At 58.8% G+C, this 25416-nt stretch carries 25 protein-coding genes and 2 pseudogenes; 11 read left to right on the top strand and 16 right to left on the bottom strand.

The features are described from left to right. Nucleotides 1-116 precede the first annotated feature (116 nt). The 3 genes from FHT93_RS19770 to FHT93_RS19760 form a co-directional block, all read right to left on the bottom strand. Nucleotides 117-2831 carry an EAL domain-containing protein gene (locus FHT93_RS19770; protein ID WP_348649787.1) on the bottom strand — a complete coding sequence of 905 codons (2715 nt, stop codon included), beginning with the start codon at nt 2829-2831 and terminating at the stop codon, nt 117-119. Between the two features lie 32 nt (nt 2832-2863). Continuing rightward, entirely contained in the window at nt 2864-3913 is a 1050-nt protein-coding gene (locus FHT93_RS19765) for a FecR domain-containing protein (RefSeq protein WP_183849047.1), read from the bottom strand. Between the two features lie 126 nt (nt 3914-4039). Beyond that, the gene (locus FHT93_RS19760) at nt 4040-4405 is read right to left on the bottom strand and encodes a response regulator (protein ID WP_183849045.1); all 366 of its coding nucleotides are present in this window, start codon (nt 4403-4405) and stop codon (nt 4040-4042) included. A gap of 490 nt (nt 4406-4895) precedes the next feature. Between FHT93_RS19760 and FHT93_RS19755 the strand changes: the two genes are divergently transcribed. After that, nucleotides 4896-5129, top strand: a complete 234-nt coding sequence (locus FHT93_RS19755; protein ID WP_183849043.1) for a hypothetical protein — start codon at nt 4896-4898, stop codon at nt 5127-5129. A gap of 34 nt (nt 5130-5163) precedes the next feature. On the opposite strand, the pseudogene FHT93_RS35595 reads toward FHT93_RS19755, so the two are convergent. Together FHT93_RS35595 and FHT93_RS19750 are read right to left on the bottom strand one after the other, a co-directional pair. Beyond that, a pseudogene (locus FHT93_RS35595) lies at nt 5164-5296 on the bottom strand (NAD(P)-dependent oxidoreductase); the annotation flags it as partial. Between the two features lie 55 nt (nt 5297-5351). Continuing rightward, entirely contained in the window at nt 5352-5687 is a 336-nt protein-coding gene (locus FHT93_RS19750) for a hypothetical protein (protein ID WP_183849041.1), read from the bottom strand. 590 nt (nt 5688-6277) lie between these two features. Here FHT93_RS19750 and FHT93_RS19745 point away from each other — a divergent pair. Further along, on the top strand, nt 6278-7438 hold the full coding sequence (locus FHT93_RS19745; protein WP_183849039.1) for a helix-turn-helix domain-containing protein: 1161 nt from the start codon (nt 6278-6280) through the stop codon (nt 7436-7438). 268 nt (nt 7439-7706) lie between these two features. On the opposite strand, the gene FHT93_RS19740 is transcribed toward FHT93_RS19745, so the two are convergent. The 3 genes from FHT93_RS19740 to FHT93_RS19730 are packed head-to-tail and all read right to left on the bottom strand — an operon-like array spanning nt 7707 to nt 9641. Then, nucleotides 7707-8699 carry a DUF3618 domain-containing protein gene (locus FHT93_RS19740; protein ID WP_112543296.1) on the bottom strand — a complete coding sequence of 331 codons (993 nt, stop codon included), beginning with the start codon at nt 8697-8699 and terminating at the stop codon, nt 7707-7709. Continuing rightward, nucleotides 8699-9115: a phage holin family protein gene (locus tag FHT93_RS19735; RefSeq protein WP_112543295.1), complete on the bottom strand. Its 417-nt coding sequence runs from the start codon at nt 9113-9115 to the stop codon at nt 8699-8701. Before FHT93_RS19735 ends, FHT93_RS19740 begins: the two co-directional genes overlap by 1 nt. Further along, on the bottom strand, nt 9108-9641 hold the full coding sequence (locus FHT93_RS19730) for a nutrient deprivation-induced protein (protein ID WP_246781656.1): 534 nt from the start codon (nt 9639-9641) through the stop codon (nt 9108-9110). The genes FHT93_RS19735 and FHT93_RS19730 overlap by 8 nt, the downstream gene beginning before the upstream one ends. Before the next feature lie 375 nt (nt 9642-10016). Here FHT93_RS19730 and FHT93_RS19725 point away from each other — a divergent pair, with 375 nt between their 5' ends. After that, nucleotides 10017-10226, top strand: a complete 210-nt coding sequence (locus FHT93_RS19725; protein WP_112543294.1) for a hypothetical protein — start codon at nt 10017-10019, stop codon at nt 10224-10226. Nucleotides 10227-10603: 377 nt separating this feature from the next. Here FHT93_RS19725 and FHT93_RS19720 read toward each other — a convergent pair whose 3' ends face one another. Next, nucleotides 10604-10966 (bottom strand): hypothetical protein, encoded by a 363-nt coding sequence (locus tag FHT93_RS19720; protein WP_112543381.1) that lies wholly within the window; start codon nt 10964-10966, stop codon nt 10604-10606. A 196-nt stretch (nt 10967-11162) separates the two neighbouring features. On the opposite strand from FHT93_RS19720, the gene FHT93_RS19715 reads away from it, so the two are divergent. From FHT93_RS19715 to FHT93_RS19705, 3 genes are all read left to right on the top strand, one after another. After that, entirely contained in the window at nt 11163-11609 is a 447-nt protein-coding gene (locus FHT93_RS19715; RefSeq protein WP_348649786.1) for a DUF4142 domain-containing protein, read from the top strand. 681 nt (nt 11610-12290) lie between these two features. Continuing rightward, nucleotides 12291-12500: a hypothetical protein gene (locus FHT93_RS19710; protein ID WP_183849037.1), complete on the top strand. Its 210-nt coding sequence runs from the start codon at nt 12291-12293 to the stop codon at nt 12498-12500. Between the two features lie 790 nt (nt 12501-13290). Beyond that, the gene (locus tag FHT93_RS19705) at nt 13291-13449 is read left to right on the top strand and encodes a hypothetical protein (protein WP_183849036.1); all 159 of its coding nucleotides are present in this window, start codon (nt 13291-13293) and stop codon (nt 13447-13449) included. A 73-nt stretch (nt 13450-13522) separates the two neighbouring features. Here the strand turns inward: FHT93_RS19705 and FHT93_RS35590 are convergent, their stop codons facing one another. Then, nucleotides 13523-13966 carry a hypothetical protein gene (locus FHT93_RS35590; protein ID WP_246781655.1) on the bottom strand — a complete coding sequence of 148 codons (444 nt, stop codon included), beginning with the start codon at nt 13964-13966 and terminating at the stop codon, nt 13523-13525. 1021 nt (nt 13967-14987) lie between these two features. On the opposite strand from FHT93_RS35590, the gene FHT93_RS19695 reads away from it, so the two are divergent. Together FHT93_RS19695 and FHT93_RS19690 are read left to right on the top strand one after the other, a co-directional pair. Further along, the gene (locus FHT93_RS19695) at nt 14988-15188 is read left to right on the top strand and encodes a hypothetical protein (protein WP_162710046.1); all 201 of its coding nucleotides are present in this window, start codon (nt 14988-14990) and stop codon (nt 15186-15188) included. 250 nt (nt 15189-15438) lie between these two features. Then, nucleotides 15439-15687, top strand: coding sequence for a hypothetical protein (locus tag FHT93_RS19690; protein WP_112543289.1), 249 nt, complete (start codon nt 15439-15441; stop codon nt 15685-15687). A gap of 1588 nt (nt 15688-17275) precedes the next feature. Here the strand turns inward: FHT93_RS19690 and FHT93_RS19685 are convergent. After that, the gene (locus FHT93_RS19685; protein WP_348649785.1) at nt 17276-18331 is read right to left on the bottom strand and encodes a PAS domain-containing protein; all 1056 of its coding nucleotides are present in this window, start codon (nt 18329-18331) and stop codon (nt 17276-17278) included. 175 nt (nt 18332-18506) lie between these two features. On the opposite strand from FHT93_RS19685, the gene FHT93_RS19680 reads away from it, so the two are divergent. Together FHT93_RS19680 and FHT93_RS19675 are read left to right on the top strand one after the other, a co-directional pair. Further along, on the top strand, nt 18507-18737 hold the full coding sequence (locus FHT93_RS19680) for a hypothetical protein (protein WP_112543286.1): 231 nt from the start codon (nt 18507-18509) through the stop codon (nt 18735-18737). A 229-nt stretch (nt 18738-18966) separates the two neighbouring features. Beyond that, on the top strand, nt 18967-19209 hold the full coding sequence (locus tag FHT93_RS19675; RefSeq protein ID WP_112543285.1) for a hypothetical protein: 243 nt from the start codon (nt 18967-18969) through the stop codon (nt 19207-19209). Nucleotides 19210-19514: 305 nt separating this feature from the next. Here FHT93_RS19675 and FHT93_RS19670 read toward each other — a convergent pair whose 3' ends face one another. Beyond that, complete coding sequence (locus tag FHT93_RS19670; RefSeq protein ID WP_112543284.1) at nt 19515-19745, bottom strand: hypothetical protein; 231 nt, start codon at nt 19743-19745, stop codon at nt 19515-19517. 93 nt (nt 19746-19838) lie between these two features. After that, complete coding sequence (locus tag FHT93_RS19665) at nt 19839-20030, bottom strand: CsbD family protein (RefSeq protein ID WP_112543376.1); 192 nt, start codon at nt 20028-20030, stop codon at nt 19839-19841. A 248-nt stretch (nt 20031-20278) separates the two neighbouring features. On the opposite strand from FHT93_RS19665, the gene FHT93_RS19660 reads away from it, so the two are divergent. Then, nucleotides 20279-20638, top strand: a complete 360-nt coding sequence (locus tag FHT93_RS19660) for a response regulator (protein WP_112543283.1) — start codon at nt 20279-20281, stop codon at nt 20636-20638. 166 nt (nt 20639-20804) lie between these two features. Here the strand turns inward: FHT93_RS19660 and FHT93_RS19655 are convergent, their stop codons facing one another. From FHT93_RS19655 to FHT93_RS19645, 3 genes and pseudogenes are all read right to left on the bottom strand, one after another. Continuing rightward, nucleotides 20805-21878 carry a lipocalin-like domain-containing protein gene (locus FHT93_RS19655; RefSeq protein ID WP_183849034.1) on the bottom strand — a complete coding sequence of 358 codons (1074 nt, stop codon included), beginning with the start codon at nt 21876-21878 and terminating at the stop codon, nt 20805-20807. Continuing rightward, nucleotides 21868-24269: pseudogene (locus tag FHT93_RS19650) on the bottom strand (ABC transporter permease). The gene FHT93_RS19655 and the pseudogene FHT93_RS19650 overlap by 11 nt, the downstream one beginning before the upstream one ends. Further along, nucleotides 24266-24925, bottom strand: coding sequence for an ABC transporter ATP-binding protein (locus FHT93_RS19645; RefSeq protein ID WP_183849033.1), 660 nt, complete (start codon nt 24923-24925; stop codon nt 24266-24268). Before FHT93_RS19645 ends, FHT93_RS19650 begins: the two are co-directional and overlap by 4 nt. Nucleotides 24926-25416 lie beyond the last annotated feature (491 nt).

Below are 25416 nucleotides of genomic sequence, written 5' to 3'. Positions count from 1 at the left end.
CGGCTGGCGTGAGATTGTGACAGGCGGTGCTGCCACCTGGTCACGCCCAGCCAAAGTTCACGTGCACGTTCATCAGTTCGCGGTTTTCGAAGCGTGGTTGGCACCACCTGAGAAGCTCAGGCTGAAACCTGTGACGCAAGAGATAGACCATATTGCCTCAGCATTTGATTTGGAAATTGCGGTTTTGCGAAGAAATAGCCTTGCCCTGTTCTACATCCGAGCTGACGCAGCACATCCAGCTCGTTCTTCCCTTCAATTCCTTCGGCGATGACATCCAGACCTAAGCCATGCGCCATCGACATGATCGCCTTGACGATCTCCAGGACCCCAGCCTCCCCGGTCATTCTTCGGACAAAGGACTGATCGATCTTCAGCTTGTCGAGCGGCAGGTCGGCGAGATAGCGCATGGAGGAATAGCCGGTTCCGAAATCGTCAAGCGCGATCCGCACACCGGTCTGCCGGATGGCGGCCATCTTCGTCCTGGAGCGCCCGCCATCGCCAATAAAGGCTGACTCCGTCAGTTCCACACAGAGGCGCGACGGCGGTAGACCGCTCGACGTCAGTGCCGCCTCGATCTCCGCGGCCATATCTGAACGCTCGAATTGGATCGATGAGGCGTTGACCGAAATAATTCCGGCCGGCCATCTCGCCGCCTCTGCACAAGCTTCCATCAGAACCCAGCGGCCGATCTCGCAGATCAAACCAGAGGACTCGGCAATGGGAATGAATTCCGCGGGCGAGATCGCTCCAAGTTCTGGATGCTGCCACCGAAGCAGCGCTTCTGCGCCGACGAAGTCTCCGCTTGCCAGGTCGACCTGCGACTGGAAGAGCAGGAAAAATTCTCGTTTCCTCAGCGCATCGCGCATCTCGATCTCCAACCGACGTGAACGCAGCTGTCGCAAGGCGGTTGCCGGGTCAAATTCGGACCAACGACCGGCTGCTTGCTTTGTTGCGTGCAGCGCGGATTCTGCTGCATGCAATGCCGCCACCGGATCGTCGGCGATCGATCGGGCCAGCCCGAGCCGGACCGCAACCGTCAAGGACAGGGTGTCAAGTACGATCGCTTCTTCGAACACTCCGAGAACGCATTCGACCTGCGCGGCCGGTGTCTCCGTTCCTGCAAGAAAAACGGCAAAGAGATCGCCATCGATCCGCGCCAGCGGAGCCTCTCGGAAAGTTGACGCAAGCCTGGAGGCAACCGCGTTCAGAAGGGAATCACCGACATTGCGCCCAAGGGTTGCGCAGATCGTCGAGAAGCGTTCGACGTCGATGACCGCAATAGTTCCGTCAGCACCTGTCAGGCGCGCCAGAAATTCGCGACGGTTCAGGAGACCCGTCAGCTCGTCGCGCTCAGCGAGCCTCTTCAGATTATCTTCGTAGCGCTTCCTGGCGGTGATGTCGCGAATGATTGCGCATCCGGCAAAGGACGATGCCGGCTTCGTAGGAGACATGTCGATGGGAGAAACGGTTATCGAAGCCTCGAAAAACGCATCTCCATCGCCCGTGTGTCGGCGAAATTCGACGCCCGCGGATTGGACCTTGTCTGGCTCCTTGTCGCGCCGCAGAAGCAAATCTCCAAGCGCGGCGGCCGTGACCGGATCGAGGCTGTCGGGAAGAAACGCGTGTTTTTCTATGCCGAGGCTTGACTTCGCAGATTGGTTGATTTCCACAACCCTAAGCGCGCTGTCGAAGGCGATAACGCCGTCAGAACTGCCGGCAATGATGGACCGCATCAGCCATCGGGCATTCCTGCTTTCGCTGCTTGCCAGCAGGGCAAGCATCTGGCTGAGGTCGACCCGCTCGTTGAGGGCCAGCACCCAAGCCAGCCCGACAAGTACCCAGCACTCTGCCGTCCCCACGAGCAAGCCGGCATCGGCCTGGAGGCGGAATGCGACGACTTCTGTTGAAATGAGCACGATACCGGCGAGGCCTGTGATGACGATCATGGACACAAAGCGCGTCGCCAAGATAACGGCGATCAAAACCGCAGCGAGCAGAAGCTCCAAAGGCATTGCGTCAGGATGGGCCAGGATCCGGTTCTGCAGCAGCGTTTCGGCAGCGAGAACATGAATGAGCGGACCGGGAAGCGTCCCGTAAACCGGTACGGAGAAAAAATCCTTGAGTTCGGCGGCAGAAGCGCCAACGATGACGGCTCGCCCTTTGAGCTGCGCTTCCGCGACCCTGCCATTCAGCACGTCTGAAAGAGAGTAGCTCGGAATGGTGTCAGGTGCGATCGAATAATCGATCGGCAGGGTTCCGGACGTTTCCGAACGACCCGCCAAAGCGACAGCACCTGATGAAGTTGGACTGCCGTCCAGCTGCCCACCAAGGTCGAACTTACGGACCGAGCCGTCGGCATCAAGGTAAACGTTGGCGAGTACGGGCCACGTGGCCTGAAGGAAATCGGGGATCGGCTTGGAGAATGTCGTCTGCGCTGAGCCCGCTGCGAGCTGCTGGCGGAAAACCGGCAATAGGACCCCGCCCGCATTGGAGAGTGCCAATGCGAGGGCCTGATCCTCCTCCCCGACCGAGGGGGTCGAGAAGTCGATGTCCAAGAAGATGTCCTTGGCCTGAGCAGCGGCCAAGTTGTCGAGCAGCTTTGCGTAGGTGCTTCGCGGCCAAGGCCAGACGCCGACTGCGTCCAGGCTGCGCTTATCGATAGCAATGAAGACGATCTTTCCGCTCGCGTGACGCGGTGCCCAGCGAAAACGCTCGGCAATGAGATTGTCATTGATCTGTTTAAGCGGCGTGATGCTGGGAGCGGCCAGTGGCAGTGCCAGCATCATGAGCACGACGGCGGCCCGCACGACCGACGTACCGGAGATAGGCAAGACGTTTAGCCACCGCAAGCACGCGATCGCTCTCACTTGTTCTTGCCCTGCCCATTTCCGTTGCCGTTGTTTCCCTTTCCACTGTTGCCGCCGCCCTGGCCATGTACATTGTTGCCGCTGCCGTTGTTGCCGCTCGCTCCCTTGCCGCCGTTGGCTTGGCCGCCGCCATTGCCATTGCCGGAATTGCCGCCGCTGCCGCCGTTATTTCCGTTGCCGCTGCTGGAACTGCCGCTGCCGCCGCTATGTCCGTTGCCATTGCCGGAATTGCCGCTGCCACCGCCATGACCGCTGCCATTGCCGCCGCTATTGCTGTTGCCGCCTCCATTGCCGCTGCTGGAACTGCGGCCGTCATTTCCGCTGGCACGACTATCACCTTTGCCTTTGCCATTGCCGGCGGGTGCCTCGGACGTCGCATCCGAGCTGGACACGCCGCTTTTTGCCTCCTTTGCCGCCTTACCGGAGAGCTTTGCAGCTCCGACAGCCGGGACCAGGGCGACAGACGGTGCAACCGAAGTCACCGATGGAGCGGAAGCCTTGCCTGCTACCGTCATACCGCGTGCTCCGTCGACTGTGGCACTCTGGCGAGGCCCGACGTTCGATCGCTGGCCGCTGGCAAAAGACGTGACCTGCACAAGCCCTCGATCCACGGATACCGAAGCCTTCGTCTTGCCAACGCTGACATGGAATATTGTGCCCTTCACCACGGCCGCAAGAAAGGGGGTTTGCACCGTGGTATGAGGCTGGCTGCGCTTTTCAATCTCCAGATCCAGCGCGCCAACCTGCTGGACGACCTGTGTCTTCCTGGAGAAGAAGCCCGAGGTCGTGGTGATCGAAGCCATCGTGCCCGGTTGGAAAGCTATGCTTTCAACGCCACGGACGAGCTGCGCGCGGCCCCGAGGCCCCGTCAATATCCACGCCGCGTTGGGAACGGCGTCGCCAGCATGCAGATCGACCCAGGTCGCGCGGTCGAGCGTGTACCTGACTTGGCCCGAGGTTCTGGAGACACGCCAATCCTCGTCCGCCGCGATCGCTGCAACAGGCACAAAAAAAACGAGGATCAAGAAACGAAGGATTGCCGGCATGTTGCTCCCCATGAATTTAGGGGAAATAGACCATGGCAGTATTGACGAAAGATTATGAAGTGTTGCGGGATTTCGCCGTTTGAATGTTCTGTACGGTAGCAGACAACATGCTCAAGAAATCTTTATTTAAGATCTAAGATTTGATCGCGACCGCCGCGACGCTGCGGCATCGCTCAAGGCTTTCGCGATAGCGCCTGGATCCGGCGATTTCGTCACGACGGATATGCGAAGGTCGGTTGCAACCAGTTCCGGATTACCAGTCAGGAAGACCACACCAACACCGTAGCGGCTGACTAGCTCCTGCGCAATTTGTGGACCTGACAAGCCGTCGGCGAGGCGGACGTCAACGACTGCGATATCCGCATCGCCCGCCATCTGAATGGCCTCGGCTGCATTTTTCGCAAGTCCAATCACGTCGAACCCGAGCTTAAGGGCAACGTCCTCGATCACAACGGCAATTTCCAGCTCATCCTCGACGATCAGCACGCGCATCCTTGACACCCCGCTTTGATCTTGAAAACGCAGAACGGACCCGAGAGTTCTGCGGAAGACTAATCTTATCGTCATGATTGCCGGTCAATCGACCAAATTGAGTGAGCCGTTCCATGGAACGGGCGTTCCCCCAAGCTACAGACATTCACAATGATATGATCATGCCAATGACGGCGTTTGCCGGTTCGTTTCCCGCAAATACCGCTAAGGCATGTTGCCTGACACCTGATGCTTCATGTTCGAACCAGGGGAATCGAACCAGGCCAGTCGATCCCGTTGGTGTACTCGGGTTGGAGGTAGCGCGTTGACGCGCCTCGCCCCGCGTCCAATAAAGTCCCCGATCAGCATCGTGATCAGCGCCTCACCGTTGGCGCCAGCTCGGCTGCCCAATAGACAAAAGGTGCAGGGTGTTTGCGACACGCGGTGAGTTCCTGCAGAGCGGAGGGGAACCAGTTGAGGTGTCTGCCGTTTTGCAGGCAAGGAGCCGAAAATGCTGTTTTTCTTCAATATTCGATCAAAAAACGTCGAGGATGTTGACCAAGATGGCATGGACCTGCCCTCGCTCGAGGCCGCGCGATCGGAAGCGCGTCGCTCGGCCAGAGAAATGGTAGCCGAAATGATACTGCAGGAAGAACATATTGACGGAATGCGCTTCGAGATCACGGACGAAGCCGGTAGGCTCGTCGCTACGATCCGGTTCCGGGACGTCATCCGGCTAACGTGATGGTTTCTATCGACGCGCCTGCGCCCGCCGGGCTAAGGCTCGCCGCCTCCGCCGGCTGGGCTCATCGGCGTGTCGGAGCCGAAAGTCTCGAGCTTTTCCATCGTTGCCCCTCCGCTGACTTGCCGCAGGGTCGAGATGGGGCCGGGCGCAACGCCATCGACACGAATGAGCGGCAGATCCTCTTTCGCTTTGTCTTCATCAGACCGCGGGCCTCGGGGGGTTTCAGAAGTTCATTTGAGGCGCGTAAAAGCAACGTACGACATCTTCATTGGGAAAGAGGCAGAGGTGATAGAAGCCATCCACAGACATCATCGCCTTCGCTTGGGGAACGGAAAATAAGTGCAGGCGGGTCGCCATTCGATGGTCTCCTGGTTTGAGTGCGATCTCATAGTTGGCACCGTTGATCTTGACATCCTCCGACGGGATCGGCTGGCAATCCCCGCTCTCGCCGTCGCCATTGCAGCAGTAGGGGGCGTATTGAAAGCCGGACGGTGCTTGATGGGCATATGTCGCACAGGAAAGGCCGGTCAGAATGCCTACAATGAAAACTCGTCGCATTAATCACCTCCAGTGGGCTCACACACGCAACCATGCCCCCCGGATAGACCGCCCCCAAACAGCACCATGCCCGCAAGGTTCCCCTCACAGCGATCGATTTTTCCAACAAGGCTTGAAGCGAGGCCCCCCGGCAAACAAGAATCTCCGATCAACACTCGCTCTTTGATGTCTGGCAGTGCGCAATGCCAACGCGCCTCTAGACCCGTTCCGGCTATCGGTCGAAAGCACCTCCCCTGGCCGTCACGGGTGCCCCTAAGTTCGGCGCCCCCCGCACATCGCTGCCACAATCCTCGGTAAGCGTCCTGGCTGCGGCCGGCCTGGCCGACTGGAGAAGCACGGTGGCTTTGTGATCTTTGTGGACGATGATTGTATCGGGAAGCGCTTCGGTGTGATCCACTCGGAGGAGAGCGGATCGTTTTGCAACCGGCAACCGGGGCCTCGCAGTGACGAAAGGGCCGCCAAGAGCCCCAATCAACGTGCAGAATTACGGAACTTCCTTGCCTTTGCGACCGTTTGTTTCGGGAGCAGCTGCGCCGGCTGGCGGTCGGCAAGCGTTGCAGGCGCCACCATTAACTTGGACCGTGTGCGAGATGGAACAGCCACAGACCCTTTCCGGCAAACGTGTTCTGATTGTCGAGGACGATTATTATATCGCGTCCGATCTCGCTTCGCGTCTTGGCACGATGGGCATCGATGTGATCGGGCCGGTCGCCGACGTAAGGAGCGCCTTGAGGGAAATCCAGGATGCCAAGCTTCTTGCCGGGGCAATACTCGATATCTCTCTTGGCGGAGAGATGGTTTTTCCGGTAGCGGACGAGCTGGAGAGGCTCGCGCTGCCGTTTATTTTCGCAACCGGCTACGACCCTCAAGTCGTTCCGGCCAGGCACGGAGACAAGATTCTTCTTCGAAAACCGCTTGAAGATGATGCCCTGGCATCCGCATTGCTGAATGCAACTTATCGAGAATCGGTCAGTCAAAAGGAGGCGCGCGAAAATCGCCTTCTTAGCGCCTTGTCCGCTGATCAACTGAACACGCTGGCACCGCTGATGCAAAAGGTGTTTGTCCCGCGCGGATCACTGATGGAGCTCCAGAACCAGGCGGTTTCACGTGTCTATTTTCCTTTGGATTGCATCGCTTCGGTTATTGTTATTGCGCCGGACGGAACGCGGATCGAGAGCGGCCTTATCGGTCATGAAGGCATGACCGGTTGCGGACTTGCCGTGGGTGATCCGCAGACGCCCTATGAATTGCTCATGCAGATTGAGGGCTATTCGGTGGTGATGGCGGCGGAGGATTCTCGTCAGGCGGCGGCACAGATGCCAGACCTCCGCCTTCTGGCCTCACGCTTCGCGCGAGCGTTGGCTGTCCAGGTCAGCTATACTGCACTTGCGAATGGCAAGTTTGATCTTCGCCAGCGTCTGGCGCGCCGGCTGCTCATGGTGCACGATCGCGTTCGCGGCTTCAGTTTCAACCTGACCCACGAGTACCTCGCAACGATGCTCGGCGTCAGAAGATCGTCTGTGACGGACGCCCTTCACATCCTGGAGGGTGACGGCATGATAAGATCAACTCGAAATCAGATCGTCATCCGCGATCGCAATAAGCTCGCCGTTCTTGCGGGTCCAGCCTATGGTATCCCGGAAGTTGAATATTCGCGGCTGATGGCACTGCCTCTTCATGAAGAGACGGCGGAGACGTCTTCCATTCCTTCCATCTCGGCGAAGTTATTGGGTGGGGTTCATACAAACTGACTGGGGAATTTATCCGCAACCATTCATCGCTTTACCAGCGACGATGTCTCGGTCGCGCAGGCTTGTTGAAAGCTGAAGCGAACCCGGCCGCAGACGCTTGTCGGCGCCCACAGCTGGCGACCCTGTCGCACCTGATTCGTCAATTGGCTGCGTGGACTGCCCGGTGTCAGTGCGGCAATTGCACAGGTCCGCGCGGAAAAAGAGCGTGCCAAGGATGAGCGTGCTGACACGCGAGCCGGAACATCGCGCTTCAGCACTCTGCCGCAGCCTATCGAGCGGCATCCTTGTTTTTCAGAGCATTGATCTCCTCGCCAAGGCGGTCCTTTGCGGCATCGTGAACGTCGGCCGTCAGCGATACAGCTTTATCGACCATATCCGAAGCAACCTCTTTGCCTCGGTCTACGGCTTGATCAATCTGGGTCGCAGCTTTCGCTTTGATTGCGTCTGCCGCCTCGCCGAGAACCTCGTCCTCCTGCTGTGAGTGTGGCAGCGCCGCTCCGATTGCGGCACCGACCGCAAATGCCAGAGCGCCACCGACGAGAGGCTGATCGCGGAAGTGGGAGAGGATGGCATCGTTCAATCGGCCCGATTGCTCTCGCAGTGCCGTTCCCGTGGATGTTGCGGTACTCGATATCGATCCCGCGGCGTCGCCAATTGACTGCGCGGCGCCGCCAACGGCGTCCTTGACGGTGCTCCACGTATCGGACGCCCAGCCGAGAGAGGCATCGAGTATCGACCCGGCTTCATCGCGAATGGCCGACACGCGTTCGCCAGCGGCATCTGAGAAGCCGCGATAAGCCTTTCCGGTCGAATCGAGAAAATCGCCGGCGCGCCGGCCCGTTTCATCCGTCAAGGCCTTGAACCGCTCTCCGGCCTCGTCGGTAAAATGGCTGTAGCGTACCCCGCCAATCTCCTCCGGCGGCCCCACCCGCCTGATCGTTCCGCGGGCGGGATAGAGAGGCAGGTTCTGTCTGTCGACGGCTGCTGGGGTCTGTTGCGATGCCGTTCCCTGCTTGGCGACGAGCCAGGCCAGGCTGACGCCCATCAAGGCGACAGGCAAGGGATTGGCCTTAACCGCTTTTCCAAGATTGGTGATATAGTCGGCGCCGCCACTGCCCTTTGCATAGGCGATCACCTCGTCAACGAGCTGTCCGGGCGACATGCGCTCCTGGATGGCGTCGATACGGGCTTCGATCCGTTGGCGATCGGTGTCGATCTCGCGTTGCAGGTCGGCCGAAGATTTGTCGGAAGAATGCGCCATTACACTTTCTCCTTAACGATTTCGGCATCGCGACGAAGAGATGCCGTGGTGCGGTCGAGCGTGAGCTCCGTGCCTCGCAGGGCGGTGACGCCCCTGGCGATGAGAAGCCAGGCGATTGCACCGATGACCAAGCCGACGATGACGGCTGCAAGCGCGTTGGCGCTCACCTCACTGATACCGTATCGCGAAAGCACGACTGCCAGCCCGCTTACCAGCGCGCTGAGAAGCACGCCGACGGCACCAATAGCCAGAACGAGACCGATCATCAGGAACTCTACGCCACTCAGGGCCTTCTTGACCTTTTCGGAAACCTCGGTCTTTGCCAGATCGATTTCCTTTCGCAGCAGTCCCGTGACATCGGAGAGAAGACCGCCAATCAATTCCGATAGCGGCGTGTTCTCATTTGCCTTAGCCATTGTTGCTTCCTCCTGATTGATCGGATGCAGTCGGCGTCCTCGACCGTTTTGCCGAGGCGGTTAGAAACCGGCTTGCGACGAGACCGACCAAGGCTGCAGCGCCTAGAAAGGCGACCGGTTCTCTTCGACCGAAATCTTCCGCCATGCCGGCGATCTCACCGAGATCCCTTCCTTCCATGTCGGTGGCGATTGCCTGAATGTCGCGACCGATACGCTTGGCAAAGCGCCCGACATCGCGTTGATCGCCGCTCTCCAGCTCGTCGCCAACTTTCTCGAGCGCACTTGCGATGCCCCCGACCTGCCGTGCTGCAAAGTTTTTCTGATCGACGACCGTCTCCTCGACTTTGCCCATGACGGTCGCCTTGCTTTCCGAGACGGCGTCCCTTGCCTGGTTCAGATCTTCAGATACCCTCTGTTTCAGATCGTTGAGCGACGGCGCCGGCTGTGTAGAGCCTGGCGCATCAGGGTCTCCCGTGGTGCTACGGGTTGTTGGATGATCCTGCGGAGATTTGACATCTTCCGGCATGGTCTTGCTCCCTTTTTGTCTGCTGTTTGGATGTCTACCAACCTCGATCGGACAGGATTGTTCCGGCTTTTCCCGTTTGCGCGGGACCGGTGACGAATGTTGTGCCGCCGTGCGGACCGATTCAGGGAATGCTGAAGAGGCCGTCTAGCGGCTCCAGAACCTCAAAGATCTCGACTGGGTGGCAAGGTCCCTTGTCAGCGGGGACCCGCCTGCTGTGCAATTTTGCAAACCGATCTCGAGAGGCATTCAGCCCCCGCCACAGTTCGCCACACCACATTGTGTGGAAACCTTTTGCGCGCGCCCGCGCCAACCCTCCACCGGCGCCTCGGCCGCGATGGAGCGGCCACAAAGCAGCAGATCAATGAGGAACACCTTATGAGTAAGACTGACTGGCCGAAAGAGCCGCTGACAAACGAGATACTGCAGCAACTGGACCGCATCCTCGAAGATTGGTGTACTGAACATAATTGCGATACGTCGAGTGATCGTGGACAGGCAGCAGCGAGGGCACTCTTTAACTGGTTTGAATTCGGCGTTCGCGATACCGCCGAACTGTCCAAGCTTTTGCGAGAGGAGCAGGTCTAGCCAACGATAAAGCCATGCTCAGGGGCTCGTTCTGCTTCACCTACCGCCTTGGCCATTCGCTGCACTTCGCGCCACCAACACGGCGAAAGCCATCCCGCAGAGAACCGCTCTCGCGTCTAGACCAGGCTGAATGTTTCCCGCTCCGCTGCACGCGGAGAACGGCTTTCGCGATCTACGCAGTCCGAACGCCGTCTTCCGAGCGCGTGGCCGGAGGTGGCTAATCCCTTATGACCCGACCACCATGCAAACGCCCGCGCGGAACCTCGTTCTCAGCGGCCACTCGAAATAGCGGTTAGCTGCGGCGGCGGGCGCAAGCTGCCAATTCGCCACCTTGGAGAACCTGCTGTCCCGCGATTAGTTTATCAAGGAAGCCCGCGTCAACGGACCTTCTCGGTCCCGCTCGGTGTTGTCACCATTGTCGGGCCGCCGCCATTTCCCGTGGGGGTGGGATCGCGGTCGCTGGCCTGCGGTGGCCTGCCTGCGCCGGCTGCTGGGTTGTCGTCAAAGGCGTTGGGGCCACTCGGCTGGGAATTGATAGGGTCAGGTTTTGTCGAGGCGGTCGCCTGTGGATCCTTATCGATGCTTTCGCCCCAGAACTCCGAGACGCTCCAAGCTACAGCCGCAAGGGCAAGCGCGCTCACGAGCACGACGAGAACCGGACGACCTCGATGACCCTGTCTTGCCTGCGTTGCACTTTCGGTAATCTGCTCTGCGTCCTTCTGTCGTTCGCCCAAATCCATCACGTGGTCTCCTTGCTTGATGACCTCCTCCAACCCCCGTCGCTCCTGCATGTTCCCCATTCAACCGCATCGACCTTCATGCGACAGGTCGGGAACTTCTGGCCCGCGCCCATGTTAGCGACAGGTCCCATTGATTGAGAGCACCATGAAGATCTTATTCGCTTCCACACTGATCATCATCTCGGCTATCCCGGTAATGGCTGCCGACGACGCAGCGACCAAGCACGCCGCCGATTTCGCCACGAAGGCTGCGCTTTCGAACCAGTTCGAGATCGAAGCTGCCAAGATCGAGATCGCCAAAGGCAAGGCCACCGACGCCAGGCAGTTCGCTCAGGACATGCTGGTGGATCATGGCAAAGCCGGGCCATTGTTAGCCGAGGCAGCTAGAAAGGACGGCATTGCGCTACCGTCGGAACTCGATAGCGAACATCGTCAGAAAATCGAAGCTCTGCAAAGTGCCGATCCGGAGAACCTGGATCAGGCCTATCTGTCGACACAGGTCACGGCCCATCAGCAAGCGGTTGAACTCTTCGATCGCTTCTCAAAAGACGGTCCGGATGGCGAGCTCAAGAAAACAGCGAACAAAATCTTGCCAGACCTTCACATGCATCTGACGCGCGTTGAGGCTATTGCCTCGAAATAGGTCAACGCGTCCCGGACGAGGGATCGAGAAGCCTTCGTATCGCCGGAGGGGGACTACGACGCGGGATGATCGGGCTTCGAGTCCGCGCCGTTGGAGCCCACATGCAGACCGGTATAATGAGGGTGTCTGCAAAGCGGATTTCCCACGCGGTAGAAGTTGGTGATTCCAAAGGTCACAGCCGAGTCGGGAATACCAGTCTTTTCAGGCAGTTAAGTGACTTCCCTCTCCGCCTGAATGGCCATATAGGAAGGGGCGGGTGAGCAGTAAACCGAAGTTTCCTTTCGCCGCCCCACGGCAGCGCCCAGGTCATTCCGACCCGTCCTTGCCTCTGGCGATTTCTTGAGTTGGAGCCATCTCATGGTTCGATTTATAAGCGAGATCCTGTCATCGAACATCGGCCCGCCGCTTATCATCGCTGCTTTGGCTGCGATCGCCGGTCTCCACCTTGGGCGGCAAGCTCCTCTGGTCTGTGTCGCACCCTCACCACAGCAGCGTAGTTCCCTGCGCTCTCTGCTTTTCGCCCTTTGGTGCGCCACCGTACGCAACAGGCTTCGCTAGCGGCCTGATATAGACACAACTACCTATGGAGCATAGCGTCACAAAACCGACAGCCATCTATCTGCAGGCGCTGACGGCTGAGGGTTCCTACGCGCTCTCGCTTGCTAAAAAAGGAGGGCGACCATGCTTCAGGAACGCCCGTTCCCAATCAACGACGAACTGATGAAAATCGGACGACGCTATTTCAAAAGCAACGCCGACGCGAAGCAGGTAGCCGAACAAGCCCTGGAAATGATTTCTTCAGATCCTTGGTGCATCGACGGCGGCGACTTAAGAAAGTCATTGGCCGTAATCGTTCACAGACTAGCCCAAGATAGGTTGAGCAGTCGCTAGTCGGGCGGGGTTCAGCCTCCATCGTTTGAGCGCAGACGCTCAAGCCGGTCCAGTCGCTCGCCATCGTTCAAACCACATCCCGAGGGCTGTAGACGCTTCCTTGGGCGCGTTCCAGTTCGTCCATCTGGCGCTGCTGATCTATGTACCGTTGATCGTACCTGTCAAACACGCGATCGCGCTCCTTCCGCGGTGCCTCTGCATCGCGAAGGCCGTTCACATTTGGACCGGCTCGGGCCCGATTCGCCGCCGATCGAGCGGTTCGCCGCTCCAATTCCTGCTGGGTAACCATCTTGTCACCAGGATATTGAGGGAAGCCTCAGCTCGGCGGTCTCCTCGCGGATCGGCAGTTGCGCCAGGCCGCCGAGCCTAGGAGTGAACACAATGCCACTGCAGCGCCCGCCATTGCGGCTTGTTGCGCTCGGCAAGGTTCGTCGATAGGCCGCGATCGAGGCTCGCGTTTGGTTCGCATGAAGCCGGATCGCCCCTCTGTCTCGAGATCGGTTTTGCCGGCGGCCAAGTTTCGTGACCCGCTCACCAAGCTGGGCGGTGATAGACCCTATGGGCGTCATTTTGTTGCTCATGTCGTCCGACATCCTCTGCCTTGCCCAGCCCTTCCAATGCCGTTTCGACCGGCCAGCGCTTGCAGAAGGTGCACAAAGAACGGATGGGAACAATCTTTGCCTAGCTTGGTTCGAATGTCGGATCGTGGGGCGCGGATTCCTTTCGGATCAATCTTGCACAACATGACGCGCCCCGCGGCCCACCATCCCTCTATTGAGCGAATAGGTCTATGACGGACAAGAATAGAGACGCTTCAAGTGATTCCGAGCGAAGTGACCCAAAGGTCGCCGATGCGAACCGCGAGGAGCTCAAGAAAGATGCTGACGAAGAAATGCAAAAGATCCGAAAGGAACTGCGGGAAGAGAACCCGGACAAGAAACAGGGATGAAACAGTTTCCAGCGGATGAATTGTTGTTAAAGAGGAGAATGCTCCTGAGCATTCTCCTGTTAATGTATGGCTATCACATAGAAACGACCATCTTGCAGAGCTTAGTCAAGCTTGCATCGTAGCCGCCCGAACGCAGGACATCCTTGCAACGAAGTTTCGCCTTGGCTCGTTCACCCGGTGACATGTCGTTGAAGGCGCGTGCCGCGCTCGGATTTACCGAGCCGATGGATCGACCGACGGCATTCGGGGCTTGACCGACACGGCCTGCACTGTCCGCGTCAGTGTCCGAAGCGCTTCCTAAGAGGATGTCGGCCAGTGTGGTCCCGCCGGCGCCGATGCTGGCCCGTGCAGTTCCAAGTCTGGATCCCCCTGCCTTGACATCCACGTCAGCGGCAACCCCATCAACACCGCCCACCGTGGCATTAGCGTTTGCGGTAGCAAGGTTCGAACCGCCGACCCTGGCACCGACATTCGCATTGACCCCGCTGGCGCCACCGACGCTGGCTCTGGTCCCCACGCCGAGCCCGCTACCCCCGCCGACCGTTGTGTTGCTGTTGACTCCCCTTGCCCCGCCAACCGAAGCGTCGACACCGAGTCCGCCTGTGGAACGGCCTCCCACGCTAGCGTTTACGCCGCTACTTCCGCCGACCGAAACGCCCAGACCACCACTTCCATTGCGTCCGACACTGACGCCATTCCGTCCGCCGATATCTAAAGCCATCGCCGGCGCTGACGCAATTACGCCTACGCAACCCAGCGCCATGGCAACCATGGCCCTTCTGTAACTCTGCATGGAATTCTCCTACCTTTGACCGAAAAACCTCGATGACAAAAATGAGGAGGGCGCGCACTCCAGGACTGGCATTTTTTCATTACCCTAAGGTGGGTACTGCCAAAGCCAATCGAGAATTCAACTTATTAGCAATATCAAATGTTCCGGCACTGCACGCGTATAAAGTTAATTTTTCTGTAATTCGCGTAGAGAGTTCGGTGCTGAGAATCATAGGCCAGTCAGTTCAGGAGCTGAGACCTAACGAGCAACTTCAGCAAGTGTAAAAGATCCGAAAGGATCTGCGGGAATAGAGTTCGGACGAGGAACAAGAACAAAGTTAGCACAGCCAGTGCCCTTCCTTGACGACCGGATTCTGTACGATATCGCACGATTTATTGACGGAATTCGTGTGTGTAGTAGCTTATCCACCATGAGCGAAGAGGAATTTTGCGAGCGGTTCATTGAGCGCTTGAAGCTGCATTGCCGAGGCGGTCGCGACCCGTTCGGGAAGGAGCCCGAAAGGTACGGGGAGATGGTTGCTCCTGTTTATTGGCGCGAGATGGGACAAGAGTTAGGTCCCGAAAAATGCGCTGATCAAGATGCTGACTACTGGCCGTGAACCGTACGCCAGCATACCAAACCTCCAGCGACCTTTCCATAAGCCGCGCTCGGTCATAAGATGTGGTTATCACCAGCAGACTTATCGTTGGCGCTGATGACTGAGTGTTCATACGTGCACCCGCTGACCGGACAGGAAGGGTGTCTCGTGCTTACTGAACATCTACCCTCTGCATTCCAGACATTGCATCGGCATGCGAGGCGCTACGCGAAGACAGAGGCTGATGCTGCTCGTCTTGCAGAGCGTGCGCTACAAACAGTTGCAAGCGATCCGACCCTTCTGGATGATCCGGATTTCGAGAAAGTATTGTTTGCTCTTGTTCAACGAATTGCTCAGCAACGTGAATGATTTCGTCTGTCACAGGGCGCACGCACGTCGTTGATGATAGGGCGGATGGAGACTTCGAGTATCAGCCGCATCAACGCGCTAGCGCACGCGCCGATGGTCTGTTGCCAGACAGTGACAGCTTCACCATCCCTTCACCGCAGTTCGCGTATTTCTCATTTCTCAAACGTCGCAACTTGCAGAAGTCGATGAAAAAGGTCGGTGCCGACAGCGCGATCCTTTTTCGTAAATTACCTGTTCGAATAACTCATCCATGAATCTCTCTCCGCCTCCCGCTTCCGCAGATCTGGCCGGCATCGCAAAGGTGTACTGCCAAGACGAGGAGAATGCAGCTCAACTTGCCCGTGTTGCTTCTGAGCTTATTTCAGAAAACCCCGCGTTGATCATAGGCGATGACATCATGCTTTCCATCGAGGAATTCATCAGTTACCTCGCACAAGAGAAGAAGCGTTCGGAACTTGCGACCTGGCGCGCCTCGCGCCCGGCAAAAAATCCCTCGTGATTCATTGCTTTTCCAGTACCTGGGGCAGAAAGGTTACGCCCGGTGGCGACTTGTCCGACGCGGTTCGGGCTAACGATAATCTGGAGCCGGCTCCAACTTAGGACCAGTCGACGCCACACCCAACCGTCGCTGGTGCGCGAGGCCGGAGCCTCGATCATCAGGCGGTGCGAATGGCGTTAACCTAGCCAAAACTTTTCATCCGAGGGCGCTGGAAAAGCTCTGCTCGTTCCATAAATCTCATTCTGCTGAAGAGCCATCAGCTGGAGAGCAGCCGTTCGCCTGACCCTGATACGCTGCTCTTCTGAAAACCCGCCGCAAACCCCGGCGGGTTTTCTTTTCTCGCTATGCCGCCAGCTGCCAGGCTGTCGGTGGACTTGCGATCCTCCGAATATATGGCGCCCCGATCTTCGCAACTCCGGCCCGTACAGGCTGCCTGAGATGCAGCTCAACTTGCTCGATTTGCTTAACCGATAGCGCGGGATCCCGTAATGATCATCGGCAAATGACATCATGTTTTTGCTTGAGGAATTCGTTGATGAATTTCGCGAGAGATGCAGCCACTGCCTGAAAGACGTCTGGAACATTTTTGTTGCTCCCCGGTTAAAGGCTTGGATCGTGCGGCAAGTCACCCAGGCTCTGCGTCCCAGCAGCGTTGCGCGATCCGCTCCCTGTTGTTCCCCCAAAAAACTAGCCCGCTTCGGCGGGCACCTTTTCGCCCACTGTTCGCAGTTGGACGATATGGCAGCGGTGCTTTGCTCTCAAAAGAACAGAGTGATGGAATTGTTCTATCGGAAGCGCAACGAGGTGGGCTTCTTACTTTGGTCGCGAGAAGGAGTTACCCCGGCGGCTGAAACTAGACGGTTCTACAGAGCTAGTGATAGGTCGAGGGGGACCGACAATCGAGCAAGTCTTAAGGAACTTTTACCGGTGGGTTGCGTTAGCGACGCGGGAAACAATGCGCTGTTTCTCGCTTTTCCATATGCACTCGACTTGCCCCGCCTCGCGGGGCTTTTCTCGTAGAGGGCGCAAATCAATGGATCAATATGTCAATTAATGATTATGACAGAACTTTATTCAACCGTGTTTGGGCTGTCGGCGCCAAAGCAATCAAAGAGAACCGGATTTCTGCACTCATTCACGTTGCACAGGAGACACCAACGTTAGACGAATATCAGGACGCTTTCGGCCAACGTATGACCGATATGATCAAGGTCGTGCAACTCGGGATCTCGCAGCTCCAGGCCAACAGTCAGATTGTAGAGAACGCCGTTGCCCTCCCGCGATCGACGGTTCGTAGCGCCAGCTCGCGATGATGAGGCGATGGCGATAGACATCGTCACTGAGGAAACAAGATAACGGTTCCTCGTCAGCTTGGGAGGAAACCTCGTAATTTGTTCGAAAAGCCGATCACCCTGATATTGCGATCGCATAGGCCATTTGCCGGTTCACGTTGCGGATGCACGGGGTGGCAGTGAACCGTTGGGATTAGCACGAAGTCCCGAGGGTTTAGCTGTTTTGTCACCGCCAGGTCCGCCGGATAGTGATCGGGACGAAGGTGGCGGTCGAAGGCAGGGCGTCATCTGGCTGCTCAGGGAAGACGCCTGAGACTGCCGGCGATCCTTTCCAAGGACGGGAGTTCAATCGTCAGGCGCAGACCGTCTGGACACCACTGCCGTCGAATCTTGCCCCCGAGCTGGTTTTCGACGACGGCGGCAAGTAAAATATTGCCAAAGCCTCGACCCGATCTCTTTGACGGGACGGGTGGTCCTTCTTCCCTCCACTCCAGCGAAATGCCCTCGCCCACGCAGTTCCAACTGACCCGGAGCGCGCCCCTTTCGCGGGCCAGCGATCCATGAACGGCTGCATTGACCGCCAATTCGTGAATGGCAAGCCCAAGCGGCTGGACGGATGCTGCTGCCACCATCACATCGGGGCCAAGGACTTCGATCTTTTCCGCGCCGAAGGCTTCGGTCTGTGTGTGCACGATATCGGCGAGCGATACCCTTTTCCAACCATTGTCGGCGAGAAGCATGTGGATGCGCGAAAGCGCTTGTATCCGTCGCTGCACGGCCGTGGAATAGACCTTTACATCGTCGGCCTTCGATAGCCGGACGATGCTGTCGACAATGGCCAGAACGTTTTTCGTGCGGTGATCGATCTCCAGCAGGAGGCGGCGTTCGGCTTCTTCAAAAGCCTGCACGCGCCGATAATTTGTGACGTCAACCTGGGAGGCGAAGACATAGGTCAGTTGCCCTTGCTCGTCGTGAAGCGGGCTCAGGTGGAGCTCATTCCAGAAGGGTGTCCCATCCTTCTTGTAGTTGAGGATTTCGACGATGGCTTCCCTCTCTGTCATGATCGCATCGCGAATTTCGGCAACTGCCGCGCGCGCAGTTCCTTCCCCCTGGAGGAACCGACAATTTCGTCCCAGAACCTCCTCCGAACCATAGCCCGTAAGCTCCAGGAATGCATCATTGACGAGAACGAGCGGTAAATCGTCTTGTCTGGCGTCTGCCACCACCATCGGCAAGCGGGTACGCTGGAAGGCGAATGCCGACAGCTCCAACTTATCGGTGAAGCCCGTATGGGATGGGGCGGCGGAATGGTCGCCGCTGATGTGGGACGAATGCGGATCGGACACGCTCACCTCTAGATTTTCTCCAACAGCAAACGTGTCGTCTCGAAAATGGTTTCGGTAGGCGGGGCAGGTTGGCATCGGCATCGGGCGACGCCGTCTAATCCGAGAAACCGGATTGCTTCTCATCGGCGAGAGTGGAACCGAGGCGGGCCAGCCGAGTTGTTAATTGCAAAGGAGACCTGCGATGTCGAACAACCCCATCCCCGCTTCAGCCAAGTTGCCGCCCAAGTCCCTGAACGAGGACAGTCAAGACGATGAGCTGCCCGAGACCAATGTCGATGATCAGCGCGCGCCGCCGGTGAACATGGGCAACAGCCGGCAGAGCAATGGGGGCGTCACGCAAGCCGATCCGCAAACGGGCCGCACCAACGCCAATGGTCGCATGCCTGCGCCGCAGTTCTCGAACCGAAAGTGACGCCATGGACGACAAGGATCGTTTTGCCGAGCCCGCAGAATTACAAGCGGACGATACTATCTCACCGCGTCCCGCCGACGGCAAGCGCGTTGGCCAAGCCGAAGCTCATCGTTCCAGCCGCAGCAGCCCCGGGTTTCGCGCTCCGCCGCGGCCGGCCGTATCGGACTAGGGATCGTGATAGTCGCCTGATTAATCGTCTGTGAAAGCAGATTGCGGACATAAGCCTGCCATGCCTGAAACATTAAGATCAATCAGTATCTTCGCCTTCGTTTTGAATGAGCATGGTCAACCCGTTCAGGCCTGGGAAACAGTCAGCGACGGCTCGGAGATTGATGCCATCAAAGAGGCCAAGTCAATTGCCCGCGCTTATGCCGGGGTCCTCGTCGCGCGCCGCGACGGTATTCCAGCCCTCGGTCAGGAAGGAGATCCTGTCATCATCTACCGCACTGGCAAGACGGACGGTTTCGACTGAGGGATGAATAAGGGGCGCGGCCTTTTGCGCGGGGCCGTAGCTGACAAAACCGGGGAAGATTCTCGCCGCCTTCAACGACATCAGCCTGGGGCAGCGCCAAATTGCGCGCCATGCCGATGACCATGGGCTCCGTTATGGCAATGTCGACAATCGAATATGCCCTCCCCCAGATCCTATCCCTCCGTTGCAAGAGAACGTGAAACCCGCCTTCCACTATGTGTAGGTTGATGGGGCGCGAGCCTCGCGTCGCTTGGCACAGGCCGCTTGGCGCAACCACTCCTTCAAGCACTCGTTTCAACTCTTCCCTAAGACGGCCCCGGCTCGCCACTTTCGTCATTGAGTGAAGGAAGGAACGAGATCACATCTCGTCTGTCACGTTCGGGCAGCGACGCAATACGCTCGCGCCAGAAAGTCGCGGCTTGTGAAGGGTCGCCATCCCAGTCTCGTGTCGAGGCGAGATTGTCGTCCATGACCGCGATGCGGCGGCCGCCAAGACGCCGATACTGATCGGCAAGCGCTTTCGATTCATTTTCCATTACATCCTCATGTCGGCATGAGATCGGTGGATTTCAAAAACGATAAACCCGCCGATGCACGGCGGGTTCTTTTGGTCGACGAGCTCGGCCAGATCAGGCCCGGTCAACGACGTTTTTGACAGCGTCCTTGGCTTTGCCCTTGGCCTGCTGGGCATCGCCTTTTGCTTCCTGCGCCAGGCCTTTGGCCTGCATATCCCTGTCGTTTATGGCGTCGCCCACGCCCTGGCGGACCTTGCCGGCCAGTTCGTTTGCCTTGCCGCCTACCTTGTCAGCTGTGCTGCCCATGTCGAAATCTCCATTGATAACCTGCAACACGATCGAAACGGCCAATCCAGCAAATCGTTCCTGAGCGATCGCGCCACGATAAACCGATGCGCTGGACTGAAGCCCAGGCATGCCAGGAGCAGGTATGGTTGAACCATCGGCCCATTGTTTGCCCTTTTGCCAGACCTCGGTTGCGATCAAGCAAGCGTGATGCGCCTCGACATCCGGCTCGCGCCTTCTATCTCATCGGGTTCACTTGGAGGAGTTGCATGCGGGTTCTGATAGTTGAAGACGAGTCCATCATTGCGCTGGAGCTCGAACGCATCGTGGCCGATGCCGGATACCGTCCGGTCGGCCCGGTCGCCACGGTTGAACAGGCGCTTGCACATGCGCCGAGAGCGGATGTGGCGCTGGTCGATCTTGGACTTGCGGACGGATCGAGCGGCGCCGCGCTTGGTCGCCGTTTGATCGATCGATTTCATATGAAGGTCGTTTTCGTAACCGCAAATCCAACCGAAGTCGGCAACGGATTGGCCGGATCGGTTGCGGTCATTGCCAAGCCCTTCACGGACGAAAGCATCCTTGCGGGCCTTGCGATGGCTGCGCGTCAAGCCGATCCCGCTCATTGAACCTGCACCGTCCGGAACAATCCTTCCTTCAACGTGTTTTCTTGCTGGCGCGGCAGCCATGCTCTCCAGCAAGGGTTTGACCGCTCTCCAGCGGTCGCCGCGTCCACACTACATATCGGCAATCCCCGGGCTGCACCCAAGACCGGGGATGTTCTACTCGTTTGTCTCAATAGCCTGTCATTTCCAGGTACCCTCTGCCCGATCGTGAGCCCTTCACCGTGATCGGACCTTCCCAATAGGGAGTGGACGTCGCCATCCACGCCTGGTCGTTAAGTGGCTCAGTCAGGACATCGAGGCCTTTGTCGGCAACACGAACGCGCCAGGCAACCGGTACCTGCCGCCCTTGGACAAAGGCCTGGCGTATCGGATCCAATCTGATCGCGCTTGGCGGGAGTGGTTCAGGTCGGCCGTCGGGCGAAATCCACGTCGCGGACATGAAGCCTGCTTTCCCGTCGCGCAAACGGAAGGCCATGACCTTCTCGCCGCTGTCGAGATGCAGTGAAAACCAGTCCCAGCCTGTCTGGCTGGCGGAAAGCGGCTGCGATGACCATTCCCTGTCCAGCCAGGCTTTGCCCGTCACGTTGATCTTTGAGCCCGCAATCATAATGGCGCCATCGACATCGAAGAAAGGCTGTGAGTAATAGTAGCTTGCCTGACCTTCGCCAGATTTGACAGAATATCCGTGGTCGCCCTGGAGGATCGGCGCCTTATCCGTCTTAAGGCCTAAGCTGAAGCTGAAGCCGTTTCCGGCCGCGCTCAGCGAAAGTGTGCTCAGCAAATCGGCGTCGAGCGCTGACTTGGTGCCTTTCATCTCCCAATCGTCGATCCATGCTCGAAATGGTGCGAGCGTCACACCCGCCTGTCCGACACCACCACGGGCAATTTTTTCGGCAACGAATTGGCCCGTGTTCGAGGTTACCGCGGCATGGCCAATCCAGACTTGCGGGTCAGCAAAACCTTCCCGCTCGACGGGGGCGAGCGCCGAGCGAAACAGGGTCCATTGCGCGCCGTACTGTTTCCCATCCTCGCCCTGCAGATTGGCTGTCACGTACCACCACTCTATGCGGTAGTCCGGATGCGGGCCATGGTCGGCTGGAAAGCTTAGCTCATGACCACGCTGAGGGACCGAAAAGCCGCGAGCGTCGGATCCAAGACCTGCAAATCCCTGCGGCCACGCGGCCGGCGCCGGCCATCCCGCCCCCAATACGAAAAGAAGGATGGCGTAGCTTCTAGCGCTCATTGGTAAATATCCTCAACAGGTCGGCCGGATCGGTCACGCCCAGCCGACGCACCGGCGCCAGGACGGAGACCAGCGCAGCAAGCAGCGCAGTGGCGCCGAGCCAGGCCCAGTCGAGCGGAAAGACCGACATGGGAAGCCGCCAGCCAAAGGCTTGGACGTTAACGAGTGCAAGCAAAACCCACGCCAGCGCGAGACCGACCGGAATGGCAGCGACGAAGGTCGCCAGCCAAAGCGCAAGCGTTCTGAGAATTTCATATCGGGCGAGATCGCGCCGGCGCAAGCCGAGCGCCCATACCGGCGCCAGCTGTGGCAGCCGGATGGCGGAGAGCGTCAATAGGCTTGAGAACATCGCAAAGCCCGCCACGGCAAGCGTCAGGACGTTCAGCGCGCCGGTCACCTTGAACGTTTGTTCGAAAATTGCTCTAGACTGCTGCTTGAGGCTTGCCTGGTCAACGATCGCGTCTGGTGGCAGGCCGAATTCATCGACGAGCTGGCGCTTCAGATTGATCGCCCCGTCAGGTGGAACGCGGATCCCGTAGCGAAGTTTCGCCACCTGCGGATAATGATCGACCAGAGCATCCAGACCGACGATTACCTGCCCTTTCGGATTGCCGTAGTCGGAATAGATCCCGACGACGGGGACGTGCCATCCGCCGGGCAAGGCAAGGGTCTGTCCGATCGCCGCCATGCCGCGGCGCCACATCTGTTCATTGACGATCGCGCCTTGTCCGCCTGCAACCTTATCCCAAGTGTCACTGGCCGCGGCGATGAGCGGCCAGTGGTCACGGTAAGTTGGATCGTCCGCGATGCCGAAAATCTGCATCTCCTCGCCCGCAACCATTCCATCGACGTTCCAGATGGGCAACACGGCGGTGGATCGGGAAGCCAGCCACTCCCGCAGCCGCCTGGCTTCATCCTCGTTGCCGGCTGTCACGTAGAGTTCGGCGGCAAGCCTTTGGTCCAGCCAGCCGATGAAGGTGAGCCGAAAGCTAGCGACCATCGTGCCGACGCCGATATTGGCGGAGAGAGCCAGAAGCAGCGCCATCAAGGCAAGCGACAATCCGGGTAGTTGCTGGCGCGTATCTGCCCAAAACCACTCACTGAGCGCACCGCGCGCTTGTGCCTGCGCGAAAGCGAGCGCAAGGGCCAGAAGCGGGGGAAAGATGAGAGCCGCAGCGAGTAGCAGGCAGCCGAGAACGGCAAATCCGCTTAGCAATCCCGAGCCCGTCCATGCAAGAAAGAACGCCGAAGTCAGAAGAATAGCCGCGGCCCCAGCCTGGTACATCTGTCCGGTCGAGGAAGCGCGCGCCCAGGCTCGCGGCCGGGCGGCAGCCAGGACGGGAAGTCTCCAGACACGCCACAGGCTCTGGGCCGACGAGATGGCGGTGCCTCCCAGCGCGATCACCATGCCGGCAAGCCACCATTCCGGGCGCAGCGTAAGCGAGCCAGGGACCGAGGCGCCGTAAAGACCTCGCAGTGTCGCGGCCACGCCCGGCATCAAGGCAGAGGCGATGAAGTAGCCGAAGACGACACCGATCAGGCCAGACACCAACGCGAAAGCTGCAAGCTCGAGCACGAGCATGACGGTCAGCGCGCGGAGCGAAATGCCGAGCGAGCCAGCGTGCGAAATGTTCCCCGCCGCTGTTCGAAAGCCAGGCCCGTTGCCGAATAGACGATAAATAGCCCGACGGTGAAGGACAGGAAACCGAAGGCCGTCAGGTTCAGATGAAAGCTGTCGGTCAGCCGCGCCACATCTGTCTGTTCGCTCTGGCGAATGCTGAGATCGGGAGCGAGTGCGCCAAGCGGCGCCAGATCGGGTTTTTGATCGGGCGCGATCACCAGGCAGCTGATGGCGCCTCGCGCACCAAGCAATGTGTCGGCCGCCGAGATATCCAGAAAAGCCGCTCCCTCCGGAACCTGATCTGCGATCCTGACCATCATTTCGGTCTCGCCCCGCAGCTTCTCGGCGGTGGCTGGCGAGACGACCAGCCGCTCGCCTGACAAAAATGCGGACAGATCGGGTTTGCCGACGATCGAGGACGCCAGGCCGGTCTGCGGCATCGTCAGGGGATCGATGCCGATAAGCCGCAGGCGCACCTTGCCGAGCGTCGCCATTCCTTCGATGACCGGCGAGACGTTCCACCCTGCCTGTCGCAATCGGCCATATGTGGCAATGGAAATCCCCTCGCCTCTCGTCGAAACGAGCTGCGACAGCCCATCCTGCTCCAGCATCGCGGCAGCGTGGGCATAGCTTGCGCGGGCCTCGGCGTTGATTGCCTGAACGCCCGACCAGAGCGCGGTCGCCAGTGCGATTCCCAAGATGAGGGTTAGAAACTGGATCGGTCTGCGTCGCCAATGCGACAGAAGCGCCAGGATGCCCCAGAGCATCATGATACGATCCTTCCGCCGCGCAGAACGACCTTTCGGTCAAGGCGATCGGCCAGCCTCGTCGAGTGCGTGACGAAGAGCAGCGCCGAGCCGGCGGATCGAGCCAGCGCCAGCATCAGCTCGAGAACACGATCGCCGGTTTCTTCATCGAGATTGCCGGTCGGTTCGTCGGCCAGGATCAGCGGCGGCCTAGCGGCAAGCGTCCGGCCGATGGCGACGCGCTGCTGCTGGCCTCCAGACAGTTGCTCGGGGTAACGCCCCAGGAAGTCTTGGAGCCCAAGTGCGGAAATGAGTTGCTCCTCCCAGGCACGATCATGTCGGCCGGCAAGTCTGGCGTGAAAGGAGATATTGGCCGATACGCTGAGCGACGGAATGAGGTTGAACTGCTGAAACACAAGGCCGACCCCGGTTCGACGGCAGTTCGCCCTATCAGCATCGCCGAAGACGCCGATATCTTCGCCGTTCATGGTGATAAGACCGGCATCGGGCCGGTCGAGTCCGCCGGCAAGGTGCAGAAGCGTGCTCTTGCCGCTGCCAGACTCGCCGGTCAGCGCGACCGCCTCTCCGGCTGCAACGTCAAGGTCGACCCCCTTGAGGATATCGACCCGCCCCTCGGCGGTCGGGTAGGACTTTGTGACGCCCTTCAGCGTTAGGATCATTCTGGTCTCTGCATTGGAGGACAGACAGCAAGCGTCCTACCGCCTCTGAGTGCAAACGCAAGCACCTACGGTTCGGGGAGTGCTTGCGCATTTGTCATTTCGGCAGCCCGGTGGAGGTCGGGCCGTTCGCATATCGGCGAGGCGAGCCAGTTCAGCTGATCGGCGCCATAGCCTGCTGTCGCTCGCCATGCGACCGCCAGTTGGCCCGTTGTCCGCTTCGGGACATTGTTGCCCTCGTCTGTCCGCTCGAACCGCGCGAAGGCCTCTTTGTTCCACTGCGCATCTTTCGCCTCTGCCAAGTCCGCATGGCTGGATCCCATCCGCCTCATCGACATCGCCCAGTGAGGTGACCGCCTCCTCGTCGCTGCAAGCACGAAAACAGCAATGCCATATCGCCGTTACCGTGCTCGTACGACAAGGAGAGGGAGCGGGCGGGTATCGTGCTTTGGCGAATGCCTCAACGTCCACAGTGACGCTCAAAGCCGTCAACC

This window comes from Rhizobium sp. BK379 (genome assembly GCF_014193955.1).
Classification (GTDB): Bacteria; Pseudomonadota; Alphaproteobacteria; order Rhizobiales; family Rhizobiaceae; genus Rhizobium.
This window is presented reverse-complemented; position numbering and strand designations above follow the sequence as displayed.

Coding starts and splice junctions, on each gene's coding strand:
- FHT93_RS19765 (WP_183849047.1), bottom strand. CDS start 3,913: ATGCCGGCAATCCTTCGTTTCTTGATCCTCGTTTTTTTTGTGCCTGTT.
- FHT93_RS19760 (WP_183849045.1), bottom strand. CDS start 4,405: ATGCGCGTGCTGATCGTCGAGGATGAGCTGGAAATTGCCGTTGTGATC.
- FHT93_RS19755 (WP_183849043.1), top strand. CDS start 4,896: ATGCTGTTTTTCTTCAATATTCGATCAAAAAACGTCGAGGATGTTGAC.
- FHT93_RS19750 (WP_183849041.1), bottom strand. CDS start 5,687: ATGCGACGAGTTTTCATTGTAGGCATTCTGACCGGCCTTTCCTGTGCG.
- FHT93_RS19745 (WP_183849039.1), top strand. CDS start 6,278: ATGGAACAGCCACAGACCCTTTCCGGCAAACGTGTTCTGATTGTCGAG.
- FHT93_RS19740 (WP_112543296.1), bottom strand. CDS start 8,699: ATGGCGCATTCTTCCGACAAATCTTCGGCCGACCTGCAACGCGAGATC.
- FHT93_RS19735 (WP_112543295.1), bottom strand. CDS start 9,115: ATGGCTAAGGCAAATGAGAACACGCCGCTATCGGAATTGATTGGCGGT.
- FHT93_RS19730 (WP_246781656.1), bottom strand. CDS start 9,641: ATGCCGGAAGATGTCAAATCTCCGCAGGATCATCCAACAACCCGTAGC.
- FHT93_RS19725 (WP_112543294.1), top strand. CDS start 10,017: ATGAGTAAGACTGACTGGCCGAAAGAGCCGCTGACAAACGAGATACTG.
- FHT93_RS19720 (WP_112543381.1), bottom strand. CDS start 10,966: ATGGATTTGGGCGAACGACAGAAGGACGCAGAGCAGATTACCGAAAGT.
- FHT93_RS19715 (WP_348649786.1), top strand. CDS start 11,163: ATGGCTGCCGACGACGCAGCGACCAAGCACGCCGCCGATTTCGCCACG.
- FHT93_RS19710 (WP_183849037.1), top strand. CDS start 12,291: ATGCTTCAGGAACGCCCGTTCCCAATCAACGACGAACTGATGAAAATC.
- FHT93_RS19705 (WP_183849036.1), top strand. CDS start 13,291: ATGACGGACAAGAATAGAGACGCTTCAAGTGATTCCGAGCGAAGTGAC.
- FHT93_RS19690 (WP_112543289.1), top strand. CDS start 15,439: ATGAATCTCTCTCCGCCTCCCGCTTCCGCAGATCTGGCCGGCATCGCA.
- FHT93_RS19680 (WP_112543286.1), top strand. CDS start 18,507: ATGTCGAACAACCCCATCCCCGCTTCAGCCAAGTTGCCGCCCAAGTCC.
- FHT93_RS19675 (WP_112543285.1), top strand. CDS start 18,967: ATGCCTGAAACATTAAGATCAATCAGTATCTTCGCCTTCGTTTTGAAT.
- FHT93_RS19670 (WP_112543284.1), bottom strand. CDS start 19,745: ATGGAAAATGAATCGAAAGCGCTTGCCGATCAGTATCGGCGTCTTGGC.
- FHT93_RS19665 (WP_112543376.1), bottom strand. CDS start 20,030: ATGGGCAGCACAGCTGACAAGGTAGGCGGCAAGGCAAACGAACTGGCC.
- FHT93_RS19660 (WP_112543283.1), top strand. CDS start 20,279: ATGCGGGTTCTGATAGTTGAAGACGAGTCCATCATTGCGCTGGAGCTC.
- FHT93_RS19655 (WP_183849034.1), bottom strand. CDS start 21,878: ATGAGCGCTAGAAGCTACGCCATCCTTCTTTTCGTATTGGGGGCGGGA.
- FHT93_RS19645 (WP_183849033.1), bottom strand. CDS start 24,925: ATGATCCTAACGCTGAAGGGCGTCACAAAGTCCTACCCGACCGCCGAG.